Annotated in this window: 12 protein-coding genes and 1 pseudogene; 4 read left to right on the top strand and 9 right to left on the bottom strand. The window is 66.0% G+C overall.

Annotated features, from left to right (window positions below; all coding sequences use genetic code 11):
- Window positions 1-95: 95 nt before the first annotated feature.
- From ASD71_RS05820 to ASD71_RS05810, 3 genes are all read right to left on the bottom strand, one after another.
- Entirely contained in the window at window positions 96-686 is a 591-nt protein-coding gene (locus ASD71_RS05820; protein ID WP_056560991.1) for an ABATE domain-containing protein, read from the bottom strand.
- Window positions 687-789: 103 nt separating this feature from the next.
- Window positions 790-1695 carry a pirin family protein gene (locus ASD71_RS05815; RefSeq protein ID WP_056560988.1) on the bottom strand — a complete coding sequence of 302 codons (906 nt, stop codon included), beginning with the start codon at window positions 1693-1695 and terminating at the stop codon, window positions 790-792.
- 102 nt (window positions 1696-1797) lie between these two features.
- A complete protein-coding gene (locus ASD71_RS05810; RefSeq protein WP_056560985.1) occupies window positions 1798-2496 on the bottom strand; it encodes a pirin family protein in 699 nt (232 codons plus the stop codon).
- A gap of 182 nt (window positions 2497-2678) precedes the next feature.
- Here ASD71_RS05810 and ASD71_RS05805 point away from each other — a divergent pair, with 182 nt between their 5' ends.
- The gene (locus ASD71_RS05805) at window positions 2679-3590 is read left to right on the top strand and encodes a LysR family transcriptional regulator (RefSeq protein ID WP_056560983.1); all 912 of its coding nucleotides are present in this window, start codon (window positions 2679-2681) and stop codon (window positions 3588-3590) included.
- Window positions 3591-3605: 15 nt separating this feature from the next.
- On the opposite strand, the gene ntrC is transcribed toward ASD71_RS05805, so the two are convergent.
- The 5 genes from ntrC to rdgB all read right to left on the bottom strand — a co-directional run bounded on the left by ntrC (window position 3606) and on the right by rdgB (window position 9835).
- A complete protein-coding gene (gene ntrC / locus ASD71_RS05800; protein WP_056560980.1) occupies window positions 3606-5111 on the bottom strand; it encodes a nitrogen regulation protein NR(I) in 1506 nt (501 codons plus the stop codon).
- Window positions 5111-6175 (bottom strand): nitrogen regulation protein NR(II), encoded by a 1065-nt coding sequence (gene glnL / locus ASD71_RS05795; RefSeq protein ID WP_056560977.1) that lies wholly within the window; start codon window positions 6173-6175, stop codon window positions 5111-5113. Before glnL ends, ntrC begins: the two co-directional genes overlap by 1 nt.
- Before the next feature lie 186 nt (window positions 6176-6361).
- A complete protein-coding gene (glnA, locus tag ASD71_RS05790; RefSeq protein ID WP_056560974.1) occupies window positions 6362-7774 on the bottom strand; it encodes a type I glutamate--ammonia ligase in 1413 nt (470 codons plus the stop codon).
- A 182-nt stretch (window positions 7775-7956) separates the two neighbouring features.
- A complete protein-coding gene (gene hemW / locus ASD71_RS05785; protein WP_056560971.1) occupies window positions 7957-9177 on the bottom strand; it encodes a radical SAM family heme chaperone HemW in 1221 nt (406 codons plus the stop codon).
- A gap of 34 nt (window positions 9178-9211) precedes the next feature.
- Window positions 9212-9835 carry an RdgB/HAM1 family non-canonical purine NTP pyrophosphatase gene (rdgB, locus tag ASD71_RS05780; RefSeq protein WP_056560968.1) on the bottom strand — a complete coding sequence of 208 codons (624 nt, stop codon included), beginning with the start codon at window positions 9833-9835 and terminating at the stop codon, window positions 9212-9214.
- Between the two features lie 202 nt (window positions 9836-10037).
- On the opposite strand from rdgB, the gene ASD71_RS05775 reads away from it, so the two are divergent.
- Entirely contained in the window at window positions 10038-11891 is a 1854-nt protein-coding gene (locus ASD71_RS05775; protein ID WP_369818936.1) for an EAL domain-containing protein, read from the top strand.
- 150 nt (window positions 11892-12041) lie between these two features.
- Here the strand turns inward: ASD71_RS05775 and ASD71_RS27470 are convergent.
- A pseudogene (locus ASD71_RS27470) lies at window positions 12042-13475 on the bottom strand (methyl-accepting chemotaxis protein); the annotation flags it as partial.
- Window positions 13476-13706: 231 nt separating this feature from the next.
- Between ASD71_RS27470 and ASD71_RS05770 the strand changes: the two are divergent.
- Together ASD71_RS05770 and ASD71_RS05765 are read left to right on the top strand one after the other, a co-directional pair.
- Window positions 13707-14867, top strand: a complete 1161-nt coding sequence (locus ASD71_RS05770; protein ID WP_056560962.1) for an acyl-CoA dehydrogenase family protein — start codon at window positions 13707-13709, stop codon at window positions 14865-14867.
- 16 nt (window positions 14868-14883) lie between these two features.
- Window positions 14884-16257: an MmgE/PrpD family protein gene (locus ASD71_RS05765; protein WP_056560959.1), complete on the top strand. Its 1374-nt coding sequence runs from the start codon at window positions 14884-14886 to the stop codon at window positions 16255-16257.
- The last annotated feature ends 868 nt before the right edge of the window (window positions 16258-17125 follow it).

Here is a 17125-nt window from a genome sequence, read left to right as displayed (position 1 = left end):
TTACGAACGGTTTTCCGAATTGCCAACCCCAGCCTTCCCGGCAGCCAGCCATGAAAAAGCCCGGCATGAGCCGGGCTGGGAGTCGTCGCGTGTTGTCATTTCGCCTTGGCGCTGGCGTCGGCTGCCTCGCGCTGCCGGAACGCCGCCACCTTGTGCCGGTTGCCGCACAGCGCCATGCTGCACCAGCGACGCTTGTGCGACCGCGTCCGGTCGTAAAACCACAACGAGCAGGTATCGCTTTCGCATTTACGCACCAGCCGAAAATCGCCATGCGCAAGCAGATCGGCCGCCGCCTCTGCCACCGGAAGCAACCATTGCGCCGCCGTTTGCGATGGGTACCGGCGCGACATCACCAGGCTGCCGTCATCCACCGGCGCAAGCTCGAGGTGACTGCCGCCCGCCGCCAGCGCGCGATTCAGCGCCGATAACGCCAGCGGCGCGTGCGCCTTGCGCTGGGCCACCAACGCTCGGACGGTTTCGCGCAGTCCGCGCGCGCTTTCCAGCAGACCGGAAGGCGCGGCGCCCTGCGCGGCGGCAACGCCCGCAAGCGACAGCCAGCCCGCCACGTCCGCATCCGACTGCCATCGGTCGACCGGGCCGGCGCTGCTCTGCTCGACGGTGTTGATCATGTCCAGGGCGACGTGATCGCCCAGCTGTCGGAATTCGGGTGCGTGGCTGGTGTTCATGGTGATCTCCGGCGACAGTGTAACCCTCAAAAATAAACAATAAAAGTTACACGATCATGGGGCGGCATGACATCCCCCATCACGCATTGTCATCCCACCCCGCTCAGGCGCGGGCTTCGGGCAGCGGGATGAACTCGGTTTCGTCGCCGGGCACGATCTGATCGAAGCGCGTGCGCTGCCAATCCTGCTTGGCCTGCTCGATGCGGTCCTTGCTGCTGGACACAAAGTTCCACCACACGAAGCGCGGACCGTCGAGCGGCTCGCCGCCCAGCACCGCGAAACGTGCGGCCGTCCTGGCGCGGATCTGCACCGGCTTGCCCGGGGCGAAGACAACCAGGCGCCCGCTCTCGTAGGTCTGGCCGTCGATTTCCACCTCGCCTTGCGCCAGGTAGGCGGCGCGTTCTTCATGCTCCGCTGGCAACACCGTGGTCGCGCCGGCCTGCAGTTGCAGGTCGCCATAGAACAGCGGCGACAGCGTCTTGACCGACGACGTCTTGCCGAACAGCGAACCGGCCACAACCTGGGCGCGCACGCCCTCGCCTTCGATCACCGGCTGCGCATCCAGCCCGTAGTGCGTGAAGCCCGGATCGGTTTCTTCGTGCGCCTTGGGCAGCCCGACCCAGATCTGCAGTCCACAGAGGCGTTGCGGCGCCAGCCGGCTTTCTGGCGACGAGCGTTCGGAATGGACGATGCCGCGGCCGGCGGTCATCCAGTTCACTTCGCCCGGCAGAATGGTCTGCGTGTTGCCCGCGCCGTCGCGGTGGACCATGGAGCCTTCGTACAGGTAGGTCACGGTGGACAGACCGATATGCGGGTGCGGCCGCACGTCGATGCCGGCGCCGACGTCGAAGTCCGCCGGTCCCATCTGGTCCAGGAAGACGAACGGACCAACGCTGCGGCGCTGCATGGAGGGAATGGCGCGGCGGACGGAAAATCCGCCCAGGTCGCTGGTGCGCGGCACCACTACGGTTTCGATCTGGCTTTCGCCGGCTTGGGACAGGGTCGACATGGTGCAATGCTCCGCATGGATAGGCCTGGGGCCATCTTAATGGCCTCGCGGCCGGTAATGTGTGAAACCGGGCGGATTCCAGAATCCGCCCGGCCGTTGGCGTCAGGCCAGGTCGAACACCAGCACTTCGGCGTCCTTGCCGCCCGACACGTCGACGCTGCCGGCGTCGGTGATCGCCACGGCGTCACCGGCGTTCAGCGCGGCGCCGTTGACCGTCACACTGCCGCGGGCCACGTGGACCCAGGCGCGGCGGCCGGCAGCCAGCGGCAGCGAAGCCGACTCGTCGCCGTCGAACAGACCGGCGTACAGCCGGGCGTCCTGATGGATCTTCATCGACCCGTCAGCGCCGTCACCCGTCACCAGGGCTTGCAGACGGCCGCGCTTTTGCTCATCGCTGAAGGCGCGCTCTTCGTATTCCGGCGCGATGCCGGTCACGTTCGGCTCGATCCAGATCTGCAGCATGTGCGTTTCGGCGTCCGGCCGGGGGTTGAACTCGGAGTGCATCACGCCGCGGCCGGCGCTCATGCGCTGGACGTTGCCCGGCTGGATTTCCGAGCCGCTGCCCATGCTGTCCTTGTGGGCGATCGCGCCGTTCAGCACGTAGGTGATGATCTCCATGTCCCGGTGCCCGTGCGTGCCGAAGCCGCGGCCGGCGGCGATGCGGTCGTCATTGATGACACGCAGCGCGCCGAAGCCCATGTGAGCCGGGTCGTAGTAGTTGGCAAAGGAGAAGGTATGGAACGAATCGAGCCATCCATGGTTGGCGTGACCCCGTTCAGCAGCGCGGCGAATCGTAAGCATCTTGAACTCCTGTTTCAATAATATGAATGATTAGGGGGTGCATCCCGGCTTGGCTTTCTGCCTTGCCGTTTGTCTGCATCCCCGGCATGAGTGGTATTCTGCGCGCCCTGCCGCTTGGTTTTGGCGCTATATTTTGATGACTTCGTTCAAATTATTTGAATACCTTCACTTGCCGCCATTCCATGCAGCCCATCACCCCTGAACTCCTTGTCCTGGTCGACGCGATCGCGCGCCACGGCAGCTTTGCCAAGGCGGCGCGCGAACTGGGCAAGGTGCCCTCCGCCGTCACCTATTCCATCCGCAAGCTCGAAGACGGGCTGGACGTGCTGCTGTTCGACCGCTCCGGACATCGCGCACTGCTGACCCCCGCGGGCGAGGCGCTGCTCAAGGACGGGCGGCATCTGTTGCAGTCGCTGGACGAGCTGGCCAGCCGGGTCAAGCGCATCGCCACGGGCTGGGAAGTGCAGCTGCGCATCGCCGTCAGCGCCGTGATTCCGTGGCGCCCCATCTACGACCTGATCGACGAATTCCATGCGGTGGGCAGCGCCACCACGCTGCGCTTTTCCACCGAGGTCCTGAGCGGCAATTGGGATGCCTTGACGTCCGGCCGCGCCGACCTGGTGATCGGCGCGGGCGCGGCGGGCGAACCCACGGGCCCTTACCGCTCGCAGGCGATCGGCGTGATGCAGTTCGGGTTCTGCGTGGCGGCGAACCACCCACTGGCCTCGCTTCCCCAACCGCTCAGCCGCGCGGACATCACGCGCTACTGTGCTGTGGTGATTGCCGATACCTCGCGCAACCTGCCCGTGCAGTCGCGCGGCATTCTGTCAGAGCAGCCGACGCTGGTGATGCCGTCGATGCAGGCCAAGATCGACGCGCAGGTGCGCGGCCTAGGCTGCGGTTATCTGCCGCTGACGCTGGCCGCGCCTTACCTGGCGCAGGGATTGCTGGTGGTGTGCGAAACGGATGAAGGCATGTCCCTGACGGAACACGTGGCGTACGCCTGGCGGGCAGAGCCGCCGGGCGAAGCCATGAAGTGGTGGCTGCAGAAACTGAAGTCGCCGCGCCTGTGCGAGAGCCTGCTCGGGATGTAGGCCCGCCCCGGGGGACTATTCGTCTTCGATACCCAGCTCGCGCAGCTTGCGCGTGATGGTGTTGCGCCCGATTCCCAACCGCGATGCGGCTTCGACGCGGCGGCCGCGGCTGGCATCCAGCGCGCTTTGCAGCAGGATCTTCTCGAACTGGCGCGTCAGCGTCGCCATGACCGCCGGCTCACCGCGCTCCAGCCGGTACTGCGCATCGCGCAGCAGCGAATCCTGCCAGTTGCGCGGCGCGCCGTCCTCTGCCGGTTCGGACGAATAAGCGCTGGCCTGCACGACCGTGCCCACGCCCGCCACCGTCACGGGAGGCCGCGATGGCGCGAGGCCTGCCTGCGGCTGGTGCTCCATGGCCCGGATCTCGGGCGGCAGGTCGGCGCGGTCGACCGTCTGGCCGGGCGCCATCACTGTCAGCCAATGGCAGAAGTTCTCAAGCTGGCGCACGTTGCCGGGGAAGTCGAACTTGGTCAGCACGGCCAGTGCCTCGGGCGTCAACCGCTTGACGGGCACACCCAGCGTGCGCGCGCTGGCGGTCAGGAAATGCTGCGCCAGCGCGGGAATGTCCTCGACCCGCTCGCGCAGCGGCGGCAGCCGCAGCCGGATCACGTTCAGGCGGTGAAACAGGTCTTCGCGAAACAGGCCCTGCTCGACCCGCTGCTCCAGCGGCTGGTGCGTGGCGGCCACGATGCGCACGTCCACGCGTACGGGCTGGGCGCCGCCGACACGGTAAAAGCTGCCCTCGGCCAGCACCCGCAACAGACGCGTCTGCAGCTCGATCGGCATGTCGCCGATTTCGTCCAGGAACAGCGTGCCGCCGTGCGCCTCTTCAAAGCGGCCGCGGCGCAGATTATTGGCGCCGGTGAACGCGCCGCGCTCGTGGCCAAACAGTTCAGCCTCCAGCAGGTCGCGCGGGATGGCCGCCGCGTTCAGCGCCACAAACGGTCCGCTGGCGCGCACGCCGTGGCCGTGCAGCGCGCGGGCCACCAGTTCCTTGCCCGTGCCGGATTCGCCGGTGATCAGGACGGTGACCTTGGACTGCGCCAGCCGGCCGATCGCGCGAAAGACTTCCTGCATGGCGGTGGACGACGATTGCGTCATCATCCAGCGCTCGTTGTTCTGTGCGGCTTCCCCCTGCCCGTCCGGGCTTTCCGGCTGGGTCGATTCCTGCATGGCACGCTGGATCAGCGCGACGGCCTCGTTCACGTCGAACGGCTTGGCCAGGTAATCGAACGCGCCGCCCTGGAAGGCGGAGACCGTGCTGTCCAGGTCGGCAAACGCGGTCATCACGATGACCGGCAGGCCAGGATGCCGCTCCTTCAGCTGGCGCAACAGCTCGAGGCCGTTGCCGCCGGGCATGCGGATATCGGACACCAGCGCCACGGGCGTCTCACGCGAAAGCGCCTCGAGCACGTCGGCCGATTGGGAAAAACTGCGGGTGGTGACGCCAGCGCGGGCCAGGGCCTTTTCGAGGACCCAGCGGATGGCCTGGTCGTCGTCGACGATCCATACGGGTTTCATCAGTTTGCGGGCTCCATCGGGAGGACCAGGCGAAACTCGGTGCGCCCCGGTCGGGATTCAAATTCGATGATGCCGCCGTGCTGTTGCACGAAGTCCTGCGCCAGGCTCAAGCCCAGGCCGGTGCCGCCAGCCCTGGCTGTGACCAGCGGGTGGAAGATGCGGTCACGGATGTGGTCCGGCACGCCCGGACCGTTGTCGATGATGGACAGCACGAGCGCCAGGCGGTGCTGCCGATGCGCCAGCATGACCTGCCGCGCAACGCGGGTGCGCAGCGTCACCACGCCGGGTTCGGTCTGCGGGCCTTGCGGGCGCGCCACCAGTTCCTGCGCGGCATTGCGCGCCACGTTGAGCACGGCCTGCATCAGGCGGGCGGCGTCGCCCTTCAGGTCCGGCACCGAAGCGTCGTAGTCGCGCTGAATCGTGACGTCGTTGCGGAACTCGGCCTGGATCAGCGCGCAGACGCGCTCGCAGATTTCATGGATGTTCACCGGCCGCGCATTGAGCGGCACACGTTGCGGGCCGCTCAGGCGGTCCACCAGGGCCTGCAGGCGGTCGGCTTCGGAAATGATGACCTGGGTGTATTCGGCCAGGGCTGCGCTGGGCAGCTCGGCTTCCAGCAGTTGCGCGGCGCCGCGCAGTCCGCCCAGGGGATTCTTGACTTCATGCGCGAGGTTGCGCAGCAATTCGCGGTGGGCTTCGATCTCGTCCACCAGCCGGTGGTTGCGGTCGGCCAGCACGCGTTGCTCGATTTCGCGGGTCTCGATCAGCACCGGCCAACGCTGGCCGGTCAGTCCCACGGTGGTCACCGCAACTTCCACGGATTCGGCGGCGCGGCGCAACGAGGCCAGTTGCCTCACGTCGGCGTACCTGCCGCCCGCGGCGCGGTCGATGGATGACTGGATATTTTCAGGGTTGTCGAACAGAGTGGCGGCGGAATGCCCGCCCAGTTGCTTGCGCGATCGGCCGAACAGGTCCTCGGCGGCTGCGTTGGCGTATTCGATGTGGCCGCGCTCGTTGACCAGGAAAACTGACGTGGCTAGCAGATCGAGAGCTTCAACATTCATTTTCAACGTACCCGAATGGACAGGGGAAAGCGGAACGCGTCCGCGACGGGCGCGCCTGCCCGGCGCCCTGCCCGCCGGCGCGGGGCCGGGCGGGCAATTCGTCGGGGGGCTACCTGGTGGTGCGCGTGGTGTGGGCAAAGTTTCTGCCTACCTCATCGCGCGCCCCCCAGCCACGGCCTCACACCATCAGAGGCTGTAGTACATGTCGAATTCGACCGGGTGCGTCGTCATGCGCAGACGCGTCACATCGGCCATCTTCAGGTCGATGTAGGCGTTGAGCATGTCGTTGCTGAACACGCCGCCACGGGTCAGGAACTCGCGATCCTTGTCCAGGGACTCCAGCGCTTCTTCCAGCGAGGCGCAGACGGTCGGGATCTTCGCGTCTTCTTCCGGCGGCAGGTCGTACAGGTTCTTGTCGGCCGGATCGCCCGGGTGGATCTTGTTCTGGACGCCGTCCAGGCCGGCCATCATCAGGGCCGAGAAGGCCAGGTACGGGTTGGCCAGGGGGTCCGGGAAGCGCGCTTCGACGCGGCGGCCCTTCGGGTTGCCGACGTACGGAATGCGGATCGAAGCCGAACGGTTGCGGGCCGAGTAGGCCAGCTTCACGGGCGCTTCGAAGTGCGGGACCAGACGCTTGTACGAGTTCGTGCCCGGGTTGGTGATGGCGTTCAGGGCCTTCGCGTGCTTGATGATGCCGCCGATGTAGTACAGGGCGAACTCGGACAGACCGGCGTAGCCGTTGCCCGCGAACAGGTTCTGGCCGTCCTTCCAGATGGACTGGTGGACGTGCATGCCGGAACCGTTGTCGCCAACGATGGGCTTAGGCATGAACGTGGCGGTCTTGCCGTAGGCATGGGCCACGTTGTGCACGACGTACTTGACGATCTGGGTCCAGTCGGCGCGCTGCACCAGGGTGCTGAACTTGGTGCCGATTTCGAGCTGGCCGGGGGCAGCCACTTCGTGGTGGTGCACTTCAACCGGCACGCCCATCTGTTCCATCAGCAGGCACATTTCGGAACGCATGTCCTGGAACGAGTCGACCGGCGGAACGGGGAAGTAGCCGCCCTTCACGCCCGGACGGTGGCCGGTGTTGCCGCCTTCGAATTCCAGGCCGGTGGACCACGGCGCTTCTTCGGACTTGATCTTGACGAACGTGCCCGACATGTCGGTGTTCCAGGTCACACCGTCGAACACGAAGAATTCGGGTTCCGGACCGAAGTAGGCGGTGTCGCCCAGGCCGGAGGACTTCAGGTAGGCTTCGGCGCGCTTGGCCAGCGAACGCGGGTCGCGGTCATAGCCCTTCAGGTCCGACGGTTCGACCACGTCGCACGACAGGATCAGCGTCGGCTCTTCGCGGAACGGATCCAGGTTGGCGGTGGCGCAGTCAGGGATGAGGAGCATGTCAGAGGCTTCGATGCCCTTCCAGCCCGGGATCGACGAACCGTCGAAAGCCTGCCCGCTTTCCAGCTTGTCTTCATCGATCGCAGTGGTGGGCACGGAAACGTGGTGCTCACGGCCAACCGTATCGGTAAAGCGGAAATCCACGAATTTCACTTCGTTATCGGCGATCTGTTTCAGGACGTCTTTCGGGCTTGCCATGTCATCTCCATTAGATAAAAGGGTCGAGGGCTTTGCCCGTCGACTGGCATAAAAGAGGGAAGCAATAAGCGTGCCAGGTTTAGCCCCGGTATTCCCGGGGGAGGCATGTCAGGCTTGAGGGAATGTAGCACCATCGTGGTGCAAAAGGTGGGGCATGACCGCCCCACCTTGGTGCGTGCACCTTACAGGAACATTTCCTGAAGGTCATTGAGGAAGCGCCAGCCCAGAGACGTCGCGCGCAGGCGCGTGGGGTCGGCGTCGAGCAGGCCCCGTTTCGAGGCTGCCTCCAATTGGTGCGCAATGACGGCAAGCGACAAACCGGTGCGTTCGTTGAACGCCGTGGCAGCCACGCCGTCTTTCAGGCGCAAGGCGTTGAGCATGAACTCGAACGGCAGCTCGTCCGGACCGACCTGGCGGCTCTCGGCCAGATGGCTCCCGTCGCGCGCCATGGCGGCCTGCATCCAGGAATCCGGACCACGAAGACGCGCCTCGCGCACGATGCGGTCGTGAAACGACAGCTTGCCGTGCGCGCCGGGGCCAATGCCCAGGTAGTCGCCGAATTCCCAGTAATTCATGTTGTGGCGGCTGCGGGCGCCCGGCTTGGCGTACGCCGACACCTCGTAGCGCGCCAGACCCGCCGCGGCCAGCTCGGCTTCCACCGCGTCCTGCATGGCGGCGCTGGTGTCGTCGTCAGGCAGGTCTTCGGGTGGAAACTTCGCGAAGACCGTGTTCGGTTCCATCGTCAGGTGATACAGCGACAGGTGCTCGGTGCCGAACGAAATCGCCTGACGCAGATCGGCCGTACAGGCTTCCAGCGTCTGCCCGGGCAAGGCGAACATCATGTCCAGGTTGACCCGGGCCGCCGCCTGTTGCGCCATGTCGATGGCCGCGCGCGCCTGCGCGGCATCGTGGATGCGGCCCAGCTTCTTCAACTGCGCATCGTCAAAGCTCTGGATGCCCAGCGAAAACCGCGTCACGCCGCTGGCCGCGTAGTCGCGGAAACGGCCCGCCTCGGCCGTGCCGGGATTGGCCTCCATCGTGATCTCGGCGTCCGGCCACAAATTCAGATAAGCCCGCAGCATCGCCAGCAGCTCGTCCAGGCCAGCGGCCGACAGCAGGCTGGGCGTGCCGCCGCCGATGAAGACGGAAATCACCTGACGGCCCCAGATGGACGGCAATGACTGTTCCAGATCGCTGCGCAGCGCATCCAGATAGGCGCGTTCGGGAATCTCGCCAGGCGCCGCATGCGAGTTGAAGTCGCAATACGGGCACTTGCGCACGCACCACGGCACGTGGACGTAGACCGACAGCGGTGGCAGGCTGGTCAGCGTGGCGCCGGCGGGAACAACGAGGCGCGACTTGGTCGCGCCCATGTCGTTGCGGATGGGAATGGTGATGGACATGCAAAAAATTCCTGGCGCCTCGGCGGCGCCGTGGTCAAGCGTGGCTCAGCTTGCTGAGCAGCTCGCGCAGCGCGCGGGCGCGATGGCTGACCCGGTTCTTTTCGTCGGGATCCAGCGACGCGGCGGTCAGCGCCATGTCGGGCAGGTAGAAGTGCGGATCGTAGCCAAAGCCGTTGGCGCCTTCAGCTACGTCGATGATCTCGCCGTGCCACAGGCCTTCGCCGATAAGCGGACGCGGGTCGTTCTCGGAACGCACCAACGCCAGCACAGCGACATACCAGGCGCTGCGGTCGGCGACGGACGCCAGGTTGCGCACCAGCAACGCGTTGTTGGCCGCATCGGACTTTTCGCCGCCGTGCATCTTGGCATAGCGCGCCGAATATACGCCGGGCGCGCCGTCCAGCGAGGCCACGCACAGGCCGGAGTCGTCCGCCAGGGCGGGCAACCCGGTCAGGCGGCTGGCATGGCGCGCCTTGGCCAACGCGTTTTCGACGAAGGTGACGTGCGGCTCTTCCGCTTCCGGCACGCCGAGGTCGCCCTGCGGCACCAGCTCGATGCCCAGCGGCGCGAACAAGGCGGAGAACTCGCGCAGCTTGCCGGCATTGTTGGAGGCCAGGACAACGCGGCGCAGGGAGTCGGGAATCTTGGGGGAAGTCATAGAGCGGATTGTATAGGGCCGGGCCGGCCGCAGGCCGGCTTCCCACAATTTTGGCGCGGGTACCACCAACGTGTGAATTCGTTGTTGACACTTTTGTAACAGCGACTGAAGATTGCACGACACGATTTGTCGCAACAACGCAGACATATTTTGTTGTCAATATGACCTATCTTGTCACTGATCGTATCTCAATGCCCCGGCGATGAACTCCATTCACGCTTTGCCACGGCCGGCTGCGGCCCGTGCTCCCCGCAATTCCCCTGACGGAGTGTCCGCCCACGCCAGTCTGGCTGGCATCCTGCGCGAAAGATTGTTGCGGCCGCGCTTTCAACCGGTGGTCGACCTCTCGCACAGCCGCATCTACGGCCACGAAAGCCTGATCCGTGGCCCCGCCGACACCCCCTTGCACTTTCCCGACGCCTTGTTCGCCGAAGCGCGCCGGCAGGGGCTGCACCCGCAGCTTGAACTGGCCAGCTTCCGCGCGGGCGCGCGCGGGTTCGAACAGAACGACGCCTGCGGCAAGCTGTTCCTGAACCTGTCTGGCTCTGCCCTGCTCCATTACTGGACGCTCTGGGGCCACGACATGCCCAGCCGGCTGCTCAAGGACTGCGCGCTGGAGCCCGCCAGCATCGTCGTGGAACTGACCGAACAGGATCCGCTGTCGGACCGCATGGCCGAACTGCACAACGCCTTTGCCTGTCTGCGCGAGGCCGGCATGCGCATCGCGCTCGACGATTACGGTGTCGGCAATTCCAACCTGCAGCTCTGGGCCGAAACCCAGCCCGAGCTGGTCAAGATCGACCGGTATTTCTTTGACGGCATCGGCCACGACGAGCGCAAGCAGAACATGGTGCGCGCCATCCTGAAGGTGGCGCAACACCTGGGCACGTCGATCATCGCCGAAGGCATCGAAACCGCCGAGGATCTGGCCGTCGTGCGCGAGCTGGATATCCGCTACGCGCAGGGGTGGTTCCTGGGCATGCCCGACGAAACGCTGCTGACCGAGCTGACGCCGCCGCTGCGCGATTCACTGCGCTCGCGCACGTCGGCCCCGGTATCGCAGCGCGCCGCCGGCGGCACCGCCGTCAGCCTGCGGGTCGAGGCGCCGGCCGCCCTCTTGACCAAGCACACCAACGATGACGTGCATCGTCTCTTCATCGAGCACAAGAACCTGCACGCCGTGGCGGTCGTCGACGCCGACAACCGGCCGGTCGGCATCATCAACCGGCGGGACTTTTCCGAACACTACGCCCAGCGCTACACGCGCGAGCTCTTCGGCCGCGACGCCTGCTCGACCTTCATGAACGCCGAACCGGTGCTGGTGGACGTAAATGTGTCCATCGACCAGTTGAGCCACGTGCTGATTTCCGAAGACCAGCGCTACCTGATGGACGGGCTCATCATCACGCGCGACGGCCGCTACGACGGCCTGGCCACGGGCGAAACCCTGGTGCGCTCGGTGACCGAGATGCGCATCGAGGCGGCGCGCTACGCCAATCCGTTGACGTCCCTGCCCGGCAACATCCCCATCAGCCGGCACATCGCCACACTGCTGGAAGACGCCGCGGACTTCACGATCTGCTATGGCGACCTGAACAATTTCAAGCCCTTCAACGACGTCTACGGCTACTGGCGCGGCGACGACATGATCATGCTGACCGCCGACGTCATCAAGCGTCACTGCGATCCGCAGCGCGATTTCGTCGGGCATGTGGGCGGCGACGACTTCGTGGTGCTGCTGCGCAGCCCGGACTGGATGGCGCGCATCGAGCGCATCATTGCCGAGTTCAACGAGGGCGCCATGTCCCTGTACGACGAGCAGGGCCGCCGCAACGGTGGCATCGAGGCCGAGGACCGTTACGGCGTGCCGCGCTTCTTTCCGTTCGTGACGCTGGGCGTGGGCGCCCTGACCGTCACGCCCTCGCTATGCGAGCGCATCCGCCCTGAGGACATCGCCTCGGCGGCCGCCCATGTCAAGCACAAGGTCAAGCACGGGAACCTGTCGCTCGTGGCCGAGCGCTACACAGGGGCCGTCCTGCCGGAGCTCGCCGGCTGAGGCCTCGCGCGCCGCTGCCTGCGCGCCCTGCGCAATCTGGAATTTGGCCACGGCCCGGCGCAGTCCTTGCGCCTGAGCTTCCAGCGCCGCCGCGGCAGCCGCCGTCTCTTCGACCATGGCGGCCGTTTCCTGCGTGGATCGCTCGATATCGGCCACCGCGTCGTTCACCGACGCAATGCCGGCCGCCTGTTCGGCGGCGGCGCTGGAAATCTCGGCCACGATCTGTGTCACGCGGTCCACGGAAGCCACCATGTCGCGCATGGTGTCGCCCGCCAGATTCACGTGACGCACGCCGGCATCCACGCGCGCGGCCGAGTCTTCGATCAGCCCCTTGATCTCGCGCGCCGCCTGGGCACTGCGCTGCGCGAGCGACCGCACTTCGCCCGCCACCACGGCAAAGCCCTTGCCCTGCTCGCCCGCACGGGCCGCTTCCACGGCGGCATTGAGCGCGAGGATGTTCGTCTGGAACGCGATGCTGTCCACCACGCCAACGATCTCGCCAATGCGCCGCGCGCTGTCGGCGATGCCCTGCATGCTGTGCACGACTTCATCGACGGCCTGGCCGCCGCGCTGCGCCAATTGCGTGGCGCTGACCGCCTGACGGCTGGCCAGGTCCGCATTGCCGGCGGTCATCTGGACGGTGTGCGCCAACTGCGTCATGTTGGCCGCCGCTTCCTGCAGCGAGCCTGCCTGCCGGGCCGCGCGGTCCGACATGTCCGCGCCGCCAGCGGCGATTTCGCCCGACCCGGTATGGATTTCCTCCACGCCCAGCCGCACCGACGCCACCGCGGCCGACAGTCCCGTCTGCATGCGGCGCATGGCCGAATACAGCACGCCGATCTCGTTGTCGCCACGCTGCGTGATCACGCGCGTCAGATCGCCGTCCGCGATACGGTCGAAGTGCGCCCCCGCCTCGTTCAGCGGCCGCACGATGCTGCGGCGGAACCCCAGCCGGATCAGGATGGCCGCCACCAGGACGAAACCCAGCATGGCCGCCGCCACCACGATCACGCGTTCCAGGGTACGGCTTGCGCTGGCCACCGCTTGCTGCCCGTGTTCGCGGGCGTAAGCCTGGTAGGCCTCCACCTGCTTGACATAGCCCGCGCCGCTGGCGGGCAGCGCCTTATCCGTCAGCCGGTTGACCTCGATGCCGTTCCAGCCCTGGATCGCCTTGCTCATCGGCGCCAGCGTCTGGTCCGCGAAGGCGGCATAGGCGGTCAACACCTGCGCGAACAGCGGCGCGCCCTGCGCACTGTCGTCAGGGTTGGCGCGCAGACGCGCAAGGCTCGTGGCCGCCTGCTTGAGCAGCGCATCGGCCTGCGCCAGCGAGGTATTGCGCGCTTCCTCCAGCCCGCCTTCCATCGCCGTCTTGGCGTCCGTCAGCGCCGCACGCGCCTGGAACAGCCGGCTGGTCATGTCGGCAAGATCGCTCGCCCTTTCGATGCTTCCCCGGCCCAGGGCCTCGATATCCGCGCGGTTGTCACGCAAGACCGTGATGCCCGCCGCCGCCGCGACGGCGAACAGCACGACGAACACCGCAAGAATGGCCGACAGCGCCGTCGTGACCCTCAGATTTTTCCGCATATCCATCCATGTATAGCCTTGGCCGCCTTCGCGGCAGTGACACGGATTATGGAGATGCAGTTTGGCAATTTCTTGACACAACTCGGCGAGGACATGACGCACGGCCGTCATGAAGGTGCGCTTTTGCGTTCAGGAACCCCGTATTAATGATTTGTGAATTGGCACGTGCTCGCCCTTGCGGCACATTCGACCCTGTACCGATCCAATCCTTCAAACAGAACAGTCAGCCAAATGCACCAAGCCTCCCACGCCTACCAGGACATCCGCGAAGCCGTGCGCGACCTCTGCGCGCAGTTTCCCTCCGAATATTTCCGCAAGGTCGACGAAGAACGCGGCTACCCCGAGGACTTCGTCCGCGCCCTTACCGAAGCCGGCTGGCTGGCAGCGCTGATCCCGCAGGAATATGGCGGCTCGGGCCTGGGCCTGACCGAAGCCTCGGTCATCATGGAAGAAATCAACCGCAGCGGCGGCAACTCCGGCGCCTGCCACGGCCAGATGTACAACATGGGCACGCTGCTGCGCCACGGCTCCGAAGCCCAGAAGCGCGAATACCTGCCCCGCATCGCCGCCGGCGAGCTGCGCCTGCAGTCGATGGGCGTCACCGAACCCACCACCGGCACCGACACCACCAAGATCAAGACCACCGCCGTCAAGCGCGGCGACCGCTATGTCATCAATGGGCAGAAGGTCTGGATTTCGCGCGTGCAGCACTCGGACCTGATGATCCTCCTGGCGCGCACCACGCCGCTCGACCAGGTCACGCGCAAGTCCGAGGGCATGTCGATCTTCCTGGTTGACCTGCACCACGCGGTCAAGCATGGCATGTCGATCCGCCCGATCCCCAACATGGTCAACCACGAGACCAACGAGCTCTTCTTCGACAACCTGGAAATCCCCGAAGAAAACCTGATCGGCGAAGAGGGTAAGGGTTTCAAGTACATCCTGGACGGCCTGAACGCCGAGCGCACGCTGATCGCCGCCGAGTGCATCGGCGACGGCTACTGGTTCGTCGACAAGGTCACCGCGTACGCCAAGGAACGCATGGTGTTCGGCCGCCCCATCGGCCAGAACCAGGGCGTGCAGTTCCCCATCGCGCGCGCGCACATCAACGTCGAAGCGGCCAGCCTGATGCGCTACGAGGCTTGCCGGCTGTTCGACGCCCACGAGCCCTGCGGCGCGCAGGCCAATATGGCCAAGCTGCTGGCCGCCGATGCGTCCTGGGAAGCCGCCAACGCCTGCCTGCAGTTTCATGGCGGTTTCGGCTTCGCCACCGAATACGACGTCGAGCGCAAGTTCCGTGAAACGCGCCTCTATCAGGTGGCGCCCATTTCGACCAACCTGATCCTGTCGTACGTCGCCGAACACATCCTGGGCCTGCCCCGCTCCTTCTGACACGCCACCTTCCGACATGACCGCAGACAAAGACACCCCGCACCTGAGCGCCGAACTTGCGGCCTTTGCCGCCAACCTGCGCTACGAAGACATCCCGGCCCCGGTGCTGCGCCGCGCGGAAGACCTGCTGCTCGACTGCCTGGCCTCCATCCTGGCTGGCGCGTCGGCCCGCGCAGTCCAGGCGATCGACCGCTATGCCGCCGCGATGGGTCCGGCGGACGGCCCCAGCGAAGTCCTGATTACCCGCCGCCGCACCACGCCGCTCTTTGCCGCGATGGTCAATGCGGCCGCCGCGCACGTGGTGGAACAGGACGACGTGCACAACGGCTCGGTCTTCCATCCCGCCGCCGTCGTGTTCCCCCCTGCCCTTGCAGTGGCACAGGCGCTGGGCGCTTCGGGCCGCGATCTGCTCACCGCCGCCGTGGCCGGCTACGAGGTCGGCATTCGGGTCGGTGAGTTCCTGGGCCGCTCGCACTACAAGATCTTCCACACGACCGGCACGGCGGGGACGCTGGCCGCTGCGGTCACCACCGGCCGGCTGCTCGGCCTGTCCCCGGAACAGATGCTGCACGCGCTGGGTTCGGCCGGCACGCAAGCTGCGGGCCTGTGGGAATTCCTGCGCGACGCCGCCGATTCCAAGCAGTTGCACACGGCCAAAGCGGCTGCGGACGGCATCACCGCCGCGTACCTCGCGCGCGAAGGTTTCACGGGTGCGCGCCACATCCTGGAAGGCCCGCAGGGCATGGCGGCCGGCATGTCCACAGACGCCGATCCCAGCCGCCTGTGCGACCGCCTGGGGCAGCGCTGGGCGCTGGCCGAAACCTCGTTCAAGTTCCATGCCTCGTGCCGTCACACCCATCCGGCCGCCGACGCGCTGCAGCAGGCGTTGCGCGACAACCACCTCACCGAGGACGACGTCGAACGCGTCGTGGCGCATGTCCATCAGGGCGCCATCGACGTCCTCGGGCCGGTCGTCAATCCGCAGACGGTGCACCAGTCCAAATTCTCGATGGGCACGGTGCTGGCATTGATCGCACGCCAGGGCCGCGCGGGCCTGGCTGAATTCGACGCGGGCCTGGACGACCCCGGCGTCGCCGCCTTCCGCGGCAAGGTGGAAATGGCGCTCGACGCGGAAGTCGACGGCGCTTATCCGCAACGCTGGATCGGCAAGGTCACGGTTTACACCCGCGACGGCCGCGTGCTGCATGGCCGCGTCGACGAACCCAAGGGCGACCCGGGCAACACGCTCAGCCGCCCTGAGATCGAAGACAAGACGCTCAGCTTGGGCCGCTACGCGGACGCGGCAACGGAAAAAGAACTGCGCGAATTGATTTCCACGATCTGGGGGCTGGAAAAAGTGGGCAAGGTGGAGGCGCTGTTGCCGAAGTAACTCGCGATTGCCTGCGACTTACGCACTAAAAAAGCCGCATCTGCGGCTTTTTTTGCGTTGTGGCTACGCTGCAGGTGTCTGACACCCTGCGTGCACATCCGTCAGCTGCCGGTTATCTCACAAGGGTGTCAGACACCGTGTTCAATGCCACGCCAGCCGCCCCCAGATCACGCTGCAGGTGTCTGACACCCTGCGGGCACATCTGTCAGCTGCCGGTTATCTCACAAGGGTGTCAGACACCGGGTTCAATGCCSCGCCAGCCGCCCCCAGATCACGCTGCAGGTGTCTGACACCCTGCGGGCACATCCGTCAGCTGCCGGTTATCTCACAAGGGTGTCAGACACCGGGTTCAATGCCGCGCCAGCCGCCCCCAGATCACGCGGCAGGTGTCTGACACCCTGCGGGCACATCCGTCAGTTGCCGGCTATCTCACAAGGGTGTCAGACACCGTGTTCAATGCCGCGCCAGCCGCCCCCCAGATCACGCTGCAGGTGTCTGACACCCGCAGGCACGCCCGTCAACTGCCCGCTATCTCACAAGGGTGTCAGACACCGTGTTCAATGCCACGCCAGCCGCCCCCCAGATCACGCTGCAGGTGTCTGACACCCGCAGGCACGCCCGTCAATTGCCCGCTATCTCACAAGGGTGTCAGACACCGTGTTCAATGCCACGCCAGCCGCCCCCCAGATCACGCTGCAGGGGTCTGACACCCGCAGGCACGCCCGTCAATTGCCCNTCACGCTGCAGGTGTCTGACACCCGCAGGCACGCCCGTCAATTGCCCGCTATCTCACAAGGGTGTCAGACACCGTGTTCAATGCCACGCCAGCCGCCCCCCAGATCACGCTGCAGGTGTCTGACACCCTGCG

This window comes from Achromobacter sp. Root565 (genome assembly GCF_001427425.1).
Lineage (GTDB): Bacteria > Pseudomonadota > Gammaproteobacteria > Burkholderiales > Burkholderiaceae_B > Achromobacter > Achromobacter spanius_D.
Note: the sequence above shows the minus strand (reverse complement) of the source record. Positions and strands in the feature narration are given on the sequence as shown.

What these genes read in the sequence shown, in the direction of transcription:
- ntrC (WP_056560980.1), bottom strand. Translation starts at nt 5,111, where the DNA reads ATGAAACCCGTATGGATCGTCGACGACGACCAGGCCATCCGCTGGGTC.
- ASD71_RS05765 (WP_056560959.1), top strand. Translation starts at nt 14,884, where the DNA reads ATGACCGCAGACAAAGACACCCCGCACCTGAGCGCCGAACTTGCGGCC.
- ASD71_RS05805 (WP_056560983.1), top strand. Translation starts at nt 2,679, where the DNA reads ATGCAGCCCATCACCCCTGAACTCCTTGTCCTGGTCGACGCGATCGCG.
- glnL (WP_056560977.1), bottom strand. Translation starts at nt 6,175, where the DNA reads ATGAATGTTGAAGCTCTCGATCTGCTAGCCACGTCAGTTTTCCTGGTC.
- ASD71_RS05820 (WP_056560991.1), bottom strand. Translation starts at nt 686, where the DNA reads ATGAACACCAGCCACGCACCCGAATTCCGACAGCTGGGCGATCACGTC.
- ASD71_RS05770 (WP_056560962.1), top strand. Translation starts at nt 13,707, where the DNA reads ATGCACCAAGCCTCCCACGCCTACCAGGACATCCGCGAAGCCGTGCGC.
- glnA (WP_056560974.1), bottom strand. Translation starts at nt 7,774, where the DNA reads ATGGCAAGCCCGAAAGACGTCCTGAAACAGATCGCCGATAACGAAGTG.
- hemW (WP_056560971.1), bottom strand. Translation starts at nt 9,177, where the DNA reads ATGTCCATCACCATTCCCATCCGCAACGACATGGGCGCGACCAAGTCG.
- rdgB (WP_056560968.1), bottom strand. Translation starts at nt 9,835, where the DNA reads ATGACTTCCCCCAAGATTCCCGACTCCCTGCGCCGCGTTGTCCTGGCC.
- ASD71_RS05775 (WP_369818936.1), top strand. Translation starts at nt 10,038, where the DNA reads ATGAACTCCATTCACGCTTTGCCACGGCCGGCTGCGGCCCGTGCTCCC.
- ASD71_RS05810 (WP_056560985.1), bottom strand. Translation starts at nt 2,496, where the DNA reads ATGCTTACGATTCGCCGCGCTGCTGAACGGGGTCACGCCAACCATGGA.
- ASD71_RS05815 (WP_056560988.1), bottom strand. Translation starts at nt 1,695, where the DNA reads ATGTCGACCCTGTCCCAAGCCGGCGAAAGCCAGATCGAAACCGTAGTG.